Raw genomic sequence first — 10738 nt, 5'->3', positions numbered from 1 at the left:
AGATCTCGCGCCGGGTCTGCTTGCGCTTGCCCAGGCCCTCAGCGTCACCGAACGTCAGTTGCATGGATCACTCCTCAACATCAGGCGGGTAGTGTCGCGTATCTGTGGTGCGTTGTTCAGAGGTTCCCTAGTGGACGCGTGATACAACGCCGCGCCCGCCTGGCGGCTGCATGATCGTGTAGTTGGGAGCGCTTAATCGCTGCATGTTCGATGCGCATGCAGCAGGCGCGCGACTGCAGCTGCCTCACGTTCGAGCTGCGCCTGAAACTTGCCATAGGTGGACAGATGTAGATGCTGATAAACCTGCCGCTGTGCGTCGGCGAACAGCAGTGGCAGCAGCGTTCCTGCCGTGGGGTTGTGCCGGCAGCCATGCGAACAGCTGGGTGGCGCGCATCAGCCGCGCCACACCCGCCGATAGGAAAATGTGCCGGGCACGTCCGTTGCGGATGGCGGAATCGATCATGCGCAAGTGGGTGATATCCAGATCCGCAGCAACCAACTTGCTGCGTCCTACCGTGGGCACATGCAGCAACGCGACAAACGCCACCTGCGCCGCATCCTGCGGTAGAAAGCCCAGCTGCGCGAAGTTTCGGTGATAGCGACGCCCGTCGCCGCGATAACCCGGCAGCAGAAAAGGATGGTGCACACCATGGCGTTGCCAGAAGCCGGCGCCATCGTGGTGATAACGCAGAAGCTTCGTGAACACCACGCTGGCTTCGATATCCGTTGCGTGATTAGCGTCGAGGCCGACGAACAGGAATTCCGCCTCATACGGTACCGCCCTCCTGGTAAGGACGCTCGGCAAAATGCCAGCGCAGTTCAGCGCCTGGATGGAGCAGGTACATGGCAATCCAGAGGACATGTCGGGCGAGTTGACGCTCTACGCTGACACGCGGGCGCCGTCTCAACCACCGAAATCCCACTGCAACCCCACCGTATAGGTGCGGTCCGGACCCGGTTCGTAATAGCGCCCGTTGCCGTCGTTGACGATCACCGAGCCGACGTACTGCCGGTCCAGCACGTTGTCGATGCGGGCGAAGGTGCGCAGCCCGCCCAGCGTGGTGGTCCAGCGCCGGGAGGCTTCCAGATTGACCAGCGCATAGCCGGGCGCGCGGTCGGTGGCCAGGTCGTTGACCACGGTGGCGTCGGAGGCCACCGTTTCGGCGGCGAACTGCCATTGCATCGGCTGCCACTGCCAGCGTGCGAACAGCTGCTGACGCGGCACGCCCGGCAGGCGCGCGCCGCTGGACACTGGCGCGGTCGGCGTGGCACAGCCACTGCTGGCGCAGGTGAGGTAGCCATCGCGCACAGTGGCATCGACGAAGGTGTAGGCCATCTGTAGTTGCTGGGTGGCGCCCACCGGTTGATTCCAGCTCAGCTCCGCGCCCTGACGGCGGGTAGCGCCGATGTTGCGGAAGGTGCTGCGGCCATTGGTGTTGCTGGCCACCGCCAGTTCGTCGTCGGTATCGGCGCGAAACAGCGCGACCTCCACCGCTGCGCCGCTTTGCGCGCGCCATTTGCTGCCGACCTCGTAATTGCGGCTCGTGGCCGAGCCCAGGTCCAGCGCCAGACCGGCACCACCGTCGTTGCGGTAGCCCAACTCGTTGAAGGTGGGCGTTTCGAAGCCGCGTCCGGCCGAGGCATAAAAACGCAGGTCGTCGTTGGCGCGGAACACGATGCCGGCGACCGGCGTGGTGGCCGAATACTCGCGCCGCCCGCTGTCGTCCGGGTTGCGGCCGACGATGTAGTTGTCATCCGAGCGGAAACGCACCTGGCTATGCCGCACGCCCAGCAAGGCCGACCAGCGCTCGCTCCACTGCCACCACGCCTGCGCAAACTGGTCCACGTTCTCGACCTGGTCGCGCTGATTGCGACGTAGCGCGCCCCGCACGCCCAGCGTGTCGCCGACGAAATTCTCGTAGCCGGTGCGGTGCTGCCGTTGGCGATCGACATTTGCGCCCACGGTGAGCTGCAGCGGCCGGCCCAGCGCCTGCCCCTGCCACGCCCAGCGCGCGTCGGCGCCTTCGTAATTGCTGTCCAGATCGATCACCCCGCCCGAATGCAGCGCGCTGTCCGGATTCCGCGGGTTGCGCTGCACCGCTACCGGAATCGCCAGGAACTGCTCCACGCTGCGCTGCCCGCCATAGGCCATCAGCCGGAGCGTCTGGCTGTCGAATTGCTGGGTGAAGATCGCCCCGGCCTGCGATTGGCGCACCGATTTGCGGGTGTTGAACTGGGTGGCCACCGAGGTGGCCTGGCGCGGGTCGGCATTGAATTGCGCGCGGGTCAGGCCCAGCGGGTCCTGTGCATCGGGCGCATCGAGATAATTGAGCACCAGATCCAGCCGGCGGCCTTCGGCCAGATCGAAACCCAGCTTGGCGTTGACCGAATCGCGCTTGGCGCGGCTATGGTCGCGGAAGCCGTCGGTTTCGAAATGATTGGCGGCCAGGTTGTAGTGCACCGCGCCCTGCTGGCCGAGCAACTGCGCGCCGACATTGACGGTGGCGTTGCTGCCGTAGGTGGCACGCAGCCGCCACGGGTCGTCGGGCTTGCCGTCGGCACTCCACAGTTGCAGCACGCCGCCGGAGGAATTGCCGTACAGCGCCGAGAACGGCCCGCGCAGCACTTCCACCCGCTCGGCACCCAGTACGTTGAAGTGCGAGAGCTGGCCCTGCCCGTCGGGCATGCTGGCCGGGATGCCGTCCACCAGCAGGCGCACGCCGCGCACGCCGAAGGTGGAGCGTGCGCCGAAGCCGCGGATCGACAGCTGGGTATCCTGCGCATAGTTCTGCCGGTCGCGCGCCACCAGCCCGGGGATACCGTCCAGCAGCTCGGACACTTGCGCGCCGCGTCGGTTGTCGTCGTCGGCCGATACCACGGTGAACGAGGCCGGCAGGTCGAAGTCGTCCACCCCGTGCACCCGCGCGGCGTCCACCTGGACCGCAGGCAGGGCCCGGATCGACGGGGCGGAAGGCGGGGCCGGATCGGCGGCCAGGGCGAGCGGCGCGAAGCCACCGGCGAACAGGCCGCACGCAGCGGCCAACAAGGTGAGTCTGGGCATGGGCGTAGTGTCACTCATCCGTACTGTGGCCGCATCGTTGCGTACGGAACGAAGCATGCTACGCCCGCCACGCCCTGCTACGATGAAGTGGTTTGGCCCAGCAGTGGCCAACGATCCGGAAGTACCCCACTCTTTCGTCCTTCAGCGAGTCATGCCGTGTCCTTCTTTGCAAACGTAGAACAGGTTCCAGGCGACCCCATCCTGGGCCTGACCGAGGCCTACAACGCCGATAGCCGCCCCAACAAGGTCAATCTGGGCGTGGGCATCTATTACGACGAAAACGGGCGCATCCCGCTGTTGCGCGCCGTGCACAAGATCGAGCAGCAGCTCGCGCTGGAGGCCAAACCGCGCGGCTATCTGCCCATCGACGGCCTGGCTGCCTACGACAAGGCCACCCAGGAGCTGCTGTTCGGTGCCGAATCGGCGCTGGTGGCCTCCGGGCGCGTGGCGACTTCGCAGACCGTCGGCGGCAGCGGTGCGCTGCGCGTCGGCGCGGACCTGCTCAAGAAGCTGCTGCCCACCTCCACCATCGCCATCAGCAACCCCAGCTGGGAAAACCATCGCGCGGTGTTCGGCGCGGCCGGCTTCGAGGTGGTGGATTACACCTATTTCGACGCCGCCAGCCATGGCCTGAACTTCGACGGCATGCTCGCCGATCTGGCCAAGCTCGAACCGGGCACGGTGGTGCTGCTGCACGCCTGCTGCCACAACCCGACCGGCGCCGACCTGACCAAGGACCAGTGGAAGCAGGTCGCCGGCCTGCTGAAAGAGCGCAACCTGTTCCCGTTCGTCGACATCGCCTACCAGGGTTTCGACAAGGGCATCGAGGCCGATGCCTACGCGGTGCGCCTGCTCGCTGCCGAAGGCATCGACAGCTACGTGGTCGCCAGCTCGTACTCCAAGTCGTTCTCGCTGTATGGCGAGCGCGTGGGCGCGTTGTCGGTGGTCTCGGCCACCGCAGCCGAAGCCAAGGCCGTGCAGTCGCAGGTCAAGCGCATCATCCGCACCATCTATTCCAGCCCGTCCACGCACGGCGCTGCGCTGGTGGCCGGCGTGCTGACCAGCCCGGAGCTGCGCGACCTGTGGGAGCAGGAGCTCACCGAAATGCGCGAGCGTATCCACGCCCTGCGCGCGGGCCTGGTCGCCAAACTCGCCACGCTGGGATCGCCGGAATTCGACTTCATCCAGCGCCAGGCCGGCATGTTCTCGTATTCGGGCCTGACCCGGACTCAGGTGGACCGCCTGCGCGACGAGTTCGCGATCTACGCCGTCGGCACTGGCCGTATCTGCGTGGCCGCGTTGAGTCAGCGCAACCTGGACTACGTGGCACAGGCCGTGGCGACCGTCAGCCGGATGTAAGTGACCGCGATCGGCCACACCGGCCAATGCCAGCAAACCGGGAGCGCGCCAGCCTCCCGGTTTTTTTGTGCCCGCAGACGCCGCCCTGTCCCCAGCCGTCGCCGCGTCCTTCCCCCGCCGGCGGGGAAGGTGCCCGAAGGGCGGATGGGGCAAGCGCAGCCCAACCATCGCCAACCCACCACTACCCACGCACCGGCATCGCTCCCTTCCCCCGCCTGCGGGGGAAGGTGCCCGAAGGGCGGATGGGGGCAAGCGCAGCGCAACCATCGCAGCCCCCCAATTCGCGCATGTTCGATCAATCACGCTGCAAAACGCGCAGCAAGTGATCGAAATCTAACGCCGCAATGGCGACAATGGCGGCCCACTTCCTACACAGGCTGCCCGCTCCCATGTCGCGTCCTTCGCTGACCCGCTTCCTGATCGAAGAGCAACACGCCGGCCGTATCGACCCGGAATTGCGCCAGCTGATCACCATCGTCTCGCGCGCCTGCAAGCGCATTTCCATCGCCGTGAGCAAGGGCGCGCTGGGCGGCGTGCTCGGCGATGCCGGCACCGGCAACGTGCAGGGCGAGGCGCAGAAGAAGCTCGATGTGCTCAGCAACGACATCCTGCTCGAAGCCAACGCCTGGGGCGGCCACCTGGCCGCGTGCGCGTCCGAAGAAATGGACCACAGCCAACCGGTGCCCGACCAATACCCCAGCGGCGACTTCCTGCTGCTGTTCGACCCGCTCGATGGCAGCTCCAACATCGACGTCAACGTCTCGGTCGGCACCATCTTCTCGGTACTGCGCGCGCCCAAGGGCACCGAAAAGCCCGGCGACGAACACTTCCTGCAGCCAGGCACCCAGCAGGTCGCCGCCGGCTACTGCATCTACGGCCCCAGCACGATGCTGGTGCTCACCCTCGGTCACGGCACCCACGCCTTCACCCTGGAGCGCGAGGAAGGCAGCTTCCTGCTGACCCAGGCCAATATGCGCGTGCCCGACGACACTGCCGAATACGCCATCAACATGTCCAACCAACGCCACTGGGAACCGGCCATGCAGTCTTACGTCAGCGATCTGCTGGCCGGCAAGGACGGCGCGCGCGGCAAGGACTTCAACATGCGCTGGATCGCCAGCATGGTCGCCGACGTGCACCGCATCCTGACCCGCGGCGGCATCTTCATCTACCCCTGGGACAAGAAGGACGCCTCCAAGCCAGGCAAGCTGCGCCTGATGTACGAAGCCAACCCGATGAGCATGCTGGTGGAACAGGCCGGCGGTGCGGCGACCACGGGGCGCGAGCGCATCCTGGATATTCAACCCACGCAACTGCATCAGCGTGTGCCGGTGTTCCTGGGCTCGAAGAACGAAGTCGCAGAGGCCACGCGGTATCACCTGGAATTCGACAAGGCACAGGGCTGAAGTTCCCGCGCAAGCGACACGCAGCGCTGATGCACGCAAGACACCCGCCCAGTGCGGGTGTCTTGCTGTGTGACAACGGCTGATTGCGCAGCACACGATGGCGTGGCGATCGGCGAGGACTCCGCCAACAGCCACATGCTGTCGTGAGTTGACTCAGCGCCGCGCAGCGGTGTATACCGCGCTCGGGCCGGAGTGGGACGGTCTACGGGACGTTGATCTACTCACAGTGCCTTGCAAGCAGTCGCATGATTGCCCGCAGGGACCACGTATCGATCAGGGAGTTCACATGAAGACCGCATGTGTTGCATTGGTGGCTGCCGTCATGTTGCAGGCCACACCCGCATTCTCCGCATCAACCGCAACATCGCCACTGGTCGGAACCTGGCTGCTGGATACCAGCAGTCTCCCGATGCCAGCGGCGGTACGCCCCAAGCGTGTCGTCCTGGAGTTCAAACAGGTTCCAGGCAACAAATGGGCAACCAGCGCCGAGATCATCGAACACGACAACAACAAGCTGGAGGCACAATCCACGCTATTGCTGGACGGCACGCCGGGTAAGGCATCCGGCACTTACCTGGTCGATCGTGCCGCAGTCAAAATGCCCGAGCCAGGCGTGCTGGTCATGCAGTTGATGTATCAAGGCGTCCCGGCATCCACACGCACCTATACGGTCAGCGCCAATGGCAAGGTCATGACCGAGATTGAAGCCTACTTCAAGGACGGCAACCCGATGATGCGCACGGCGTATTTCAAACGCGCGCAAAGTCAGACCAAGTAAGCGACATCGAGTCGCGCCGCATCATGGCGCGACTCGATTTCTGGGCAGACGTCGCAGTTCGACGGCGGGCCTCTCACGCTGCGTTGTCCGCTCGACACAGTGAAGAAGGCTTAGGAGATCCTCGTGAGGGACATCTGGAATATCACGCCGAACAGGAGCTTGGGGCCGCTTGAATTCGGCATGACGCAAGCGCAAGTTGCCCAGTTCGAAAGTGTGATGGGGCCAGTTGAGGAAACAACCGAAGAAACGCTGCCTGACGGCAGCGTGGCAACCAACCAGTTCCGTCATCGCGACGCGCCGTTGTGTTCGTTTCAACGCGGACGATTGACCTATCTCTCGATTGGACAGTCCGACACGATCGACATCCGGTTCCAGGACGTTTCTGTCTTCGATGACGATCCGAAGCTTGTTTATTCGACGCTCGGGCGAGCGGCAGGTGCAGTCTTTTGGCATCACAACAGTGTCATCATGCCATCGCTGGGACTGGAACTGGCCGGTTTCGTGATTGAATACAGCCCGAAAGGAAAACCGCCCGTGTTCGTCAGCAAGACAACGGCATTTACCTGGCCGCAACTGGTGCTCGTTCAACCCGGCCAGGAATATTTCAGGAAAGAGGATTTGATCGAAATTTCCAGCCTGGCAGAGTGATACCGAACCAGGCCATAAACATTCTGATCGTAACTGTGCCACGACCTCAGTCAAGTTGATTGACGAGGGCACCATGTAAAGAGTTGTCTACATACGTGTGGATATCCATCTCGCCCATGCGGGTGAGCTATTGTGCACCAGGCAGGATGTGCATGACAGGCGTGATGACGGCGACAGAATCATCATTGGAGAGCTTGTGTGCTGATTTCGAGTATGACCTTTATTGCGACGCGGCCGGCATGACGGAGCCGCTTCAGCGCAAGGCGCTATTGCCAGCCATGACACAGGGGGCGAAGGTGGGCTTGAAGATTCTCGCTGTCTCGATCTACGCCTGCCTTGCCGCATCAGTTTTCAGCGGAACCAGCTTATTCATCGGGCTACTTTTTATCGGCAATTCTGATATGGAAGGCAGCATTACTGTTATTTTTTTTGCTACTTCGTTCGTCCTGGGTTTGCCTGCATTTCTGGCTCTTGGCGTGCCCGTATTGCACTTGACTCCCAGACTGAAGTACGCGCGTCCTCGCTACGCGGCCCTGGCTGGGGCAATCAGCGCAGCGATCATCGACTGTTGTCTTTATCTGCTTGGCACTTCCCAGGAGCTAACCCATTCCTCGTGGGCGCCGTTATTTTTTGGATCCACCATCCTCTGGGCGGCATTCGCCGGCGGGCTGTATCAGTACACCAGGAAATTGCTGTAAAAACGCGCAGCTACAGCGTATGGCTGTGGTGTTCCTTGCTGTGCACCAGCAAACGCAAGACATGCTGGACTGCAGGATGTTCGCGCGGCGCAGAGTGCCGCCATGCTCATCAGCACGGCACGCGCTTTACCAGCAAGATGTCGATCTATGGCGCATGCGCAACGTCCCCATGTTGCATGCCAAGTGGCGTTGACGCATGCGCCATAGATCGACAAGCATTGACGCGCCCGCACTCCCCGCGGTGTCAACCGAGCTGTACCGATGCGCATGCGCACTGCCCGTTGCTTGTTGGTTCTGGTTGGCGTGGTATTGCCGTACGCGACGCAGCTGCCGTATGGCCTGGACTGGTTACGGCAATACACCGACACCGGCCTCGGCGGGTGGTTATTGCTGGGGGGATTCAACGCGATCGCCTGGGGCGCGCTGCTGGCGATCAGTTTTGCCTACCGGCGCGCAATCGCGCTGCTGGTGCCCTGACTGCTCGGCTTCGGCACGCTGGCCTGGGCGCACGCCACGCTGGATCTGCGTGCCGACGCGCAGTCGGCGCTGGCGCTGATCTTCATCCCGCTCTATGCACTGCTGCCCATTACCGTCGGCGGCGTGTTGGGCTATCTGCTCGACCGGCGATTGCGGCGCACATGTGTAGGTTAGCCACGCGATGGCGCACGGCGCGGGCACGAAGGCGCTGCTATCGCTGCGAACCACGCATCGTCTGGCGACGTTAGTCATGCTGCGGTAGTTGCGCATTCGTGGGCATAACAGGTGCGCACCAGCATCGGCAACCACGCCCAACGATAGCCACACGCGCTAACGCTGCTCTGGACGATAGCCGCGTGCTGAGCGAGATGCTGTGCGTCATCAGCCGCGCTCGCCTCGCACAGGACGCTGGTGGCCCTTCTCGGGTACGCCACCGGGTCGTCGCCTGGAACCAGACACCGCACTGCCCACTTGACCGCCAACGCCCACACCGGCCAGTCTCGGGGGCTGGCGCGGCGGGGGTCGTGTCGCGCGCCGTCAATGGAGAACCGCTGTGGACCGTCGTACCTTCCTCACCCTGTCAGGCATCGGGGCCGCCGGCTTGCTGCTGCCGCACACGCGCCTGATCGCCGCCGAACAGTTGCTCACGCCCAACGATGCGGCGCGTAACCGGCGCTTGTCCGATACTGCGCTGACCACCGCCAAGGCGGCGGGTGCGAGCTATTGCGATGTGCGTGTGGGCCGGTATCTGCGCCAGTTCGTGATCACCCGCGAGGCGCAGGTGGAAAACGTGGTCAACGCCGAATCCAGTGGCGTGGGCGTGCGCGTGCTGGCCGATGGTGCGTGGGGCTTTGCAGCGACCAATACGCTGACCAGCGACGGTGTGGCCACCGCCACGCGGCAGGCGGTGGCGATCGCCAAGGCCAATGCACGGCTGGGCGGCACGCCGGTACAGCTGGCACCGGTGACGCCGGCCGGGCAGGTCCGCTGGCGCACGCCGATCAAGAAAAATGCAATGGAAGTGCCGCTGCAGGACAAGGTGGCACTGCTGATGGACGTCAACGCGGCCGCGCTCAACGCCGGCGCCACCTTCGTGGCTTCACGCATGTTTGCGATCAACGAGCAGAAATATTTCGCCAGCAGCGATGGCTCTTATATCGATCAGGACGTGCACCGGCTGTGGCTGCCCTTTACCGTCACCGCGGTGGACAAGGCCAGCGGTAAGTTCCGCACCCGCGACGGGCTGTCTTCGCCAATGGGTATGGGGTATGAGTATCTGGATGGCGATGCGCGCGAGAAGCACGCACTGCCTGGCGGGCTTGTCGGTTATGGAAAAAGCTACGATGCGCGCGAAGACGCCATCGCCGCCGCAAAGCAGGCGCGCGCCAAGCTCACCGCACCCTCGGTGAAGGCCGGCAAGTACGATCTGGTGATCGACCCGAGCAATCTGTTTCTCACCATCCATGAGTCGGTGGGTCACCCGCTCGAACTCGATCGCGTGCTCGGCTACGAGGCCAATTACGCCGGCACCAGCTTCGCCACGCTGGACAAGCGCGATGCCGGTTTCCGCTGGGGCAGCGATGCGGTGACCTTCGTTGCCGACCGCACCCAACCGGGCAGCCTGGGCGCGGTGGGGTATGACGATGAGGGTGTCAAGAGCAAGCAATGGGAGCTGGTGAAGGACGGCATCCTGGTCGATTACCAATGCACGCGCGATCAGGCGCATCTGCTCGGCAAGACCGCCTCCGATGGCTGCAGCTATGCAGACTCCTGGTCCAGCGTGCAGTTTCAGCGCATGCCAAACGTCTCGTTGGCTGCAGGCAAGAAGCCACTGGGCGTTACCGAGATGATCAAGAACGTCGAGCGCGGGTTATATATCCACGGGCGCGGTTCGTACTCGATCGATCAGCAGCGCTACAACGCGCAGTTCGGCGGGCAGTTGTTCTACGAAATCGAGAACGGCCAGGTCGCGCGGTTGGTGGAAGACGGCGCCTACCAGATCCGCACGCCGGAATTCTGGAACGCCTGCAGCGCGGTCTGCGACCAACGCGACTTCCGCCTGGGCGGTTCGTTCTTCGATGGCAAGGGCCAACCCAGCCAGGTTTCAGCCGTGTCGCATGGGTCATCGACTGCGCGCTTCGATGGCATCAACGTAATCAATACCGCGCGCTCATTGGGCTAAGCGCGGCTAATAATGATATCGATTCTTGGCGTTGTTAGGGAACCTCTGAACAACGCACCACAGATACGCGACACTACCCGCCTCATGTTGAGGAGTGATCCATGCAACTGACGTTCGGTGACGCTGAGG

The 10738-nt window shown here is 63.6% G+C and carries 8 protein-coding genes and 1 pseudogene; 7 read left to right on the top strand and 2 right to left on the bottom strand.

Annotated features, from left to right (window positions below; all coding sequences use genetic code 11):
• Positions 1 to 244: 244 nt before the first annotated feature.
• Both GGR62_RS20645 and GGR62_RS20640 read right to left on the bottom strand, forming a co-directional pair.
• The gene (locus tag GGR62_RS20645) at positions 245 to 862 is read right to left on the bottom strand and encodes a hypothetical protein (protein ID WP_184409687.1); all 618 of its coding nucleotides are present in this window, start codon (positions 860 to 862) and stop codon (positions 245 to 247) included.
• Positions 863 to 904: 42 nt separating this feature from the next.
• Positions 905 to 3061 (bottom strand): TonB-dependent receptor, encoded by a 2157-nt coding sequence (locus GGR62_RS20640; RefSeq protein WP_184409686.1) that lies wholly within the window; start codon positions 3059 to 3061, stop codon positions 905 to 907.
• 156 nt (positions 3062 to 3217) lie between these two features.
• Here GGR62_RS20640 and GGR62_RS20635 point away from each other — a divergent pair, with 156 nt between their 5' ends.
• The 7 genes and pseudogenes from GGR62_RS20635 (at position 3218) to GGR62_RS20605 (ending at position 10609) form a co-directional block, all read left to right on the top strand.
• Positions 3218 to 4420 (top strand): amino acid aminotransferase, encoded by a 1203-nt coding sequence (locus GGR62_RS20635; protein WP_184409685.1) that lies wholly within the window; start codon positions 3218 to 3220, stop codon positions 4418 to 4420.
• 389 nt (positions 4421 to 4809) lie between these two features.
• Positions 4810 to 5826 carry a class 1 fructose-bisphosphatase gene (locus GGR62_RS20630; protein ID WP_184409684.1) on the top strand — a complete coding sequence of 339 codons (1017 nt, stop codon included), beginning with the start codon at positions 4810 to 4812 and terminating at the stop codon, positions 5824 to 5826.
• Between the two features lie 310 nt (positions 5827 to 6136).
• Positions 6137 to 6604, top strand: coding sequence for a LuxR family transcriptional regulator (locus GGR62_RS20625; RefSeq protein ID WP_184409690.1), 468 nt, complete (start codon positions 6137 to 6139; stop codon positions 6602 to 6604).
• Positions 6605 to 6727: 123 nt separating this feature from the next.
• Complete coding sequence (locus GGR62_RS21355; protein WP_260306349.1) at positions 6728 to 7252, top strand: hypothetical protein; 525 nt, start codon at positions 6728 to 6730, stop codon at positions 7250 to 7252.
• 239 nt (positions 7253 to 7491) lie between these two features.
• Complete coding sequence (locus tag GGR62_RS20615; protein WP_184409688.1) at positions 7492 to 7950, top strand: hypothetical protein; 459 nt, start codon at positions 7492 to 7494, stop codon at positions 7948 to 7950.
• Between the two features lie 261 nt (positions 7951 to 8211).
• Positions 8212 to 8601, top strand: a pseudogene (locus tag GGR62_RS20610) (hypothetical protein).
• A 379-nt stretch (positions 8602 to 8980) separates the two neighbouring features.
• The gene (locus GGR62_RS20605; RefSeq protein WP_184409683.1) at positions 8981 to 10609 is read left to right on the top strand and encodes a TldD/PmbA family protein; all 1629 of its coding nucleotides are present in this window, start codon (positions 8981 to 8983) and stop codon (positions 10607 to 10609) included.
• Positions 10610 to 10738 lie beyond the last annotated feature (129 nt).

The organism is Xanthomonas sp. 3075 (assembly GCF_014197275.1).
In the GTDB taxonomy this organism is placed as follows: Bacteria; Pseudomonadota; Gammaproteobacteria; order Xanthomonadales; family Xanthomonadaceae; genus Xanthomonas; species Xanthomonas campestris_B.
This window is presented reverse-complemented; position numbering and strand designations above follow the sequence as displayed.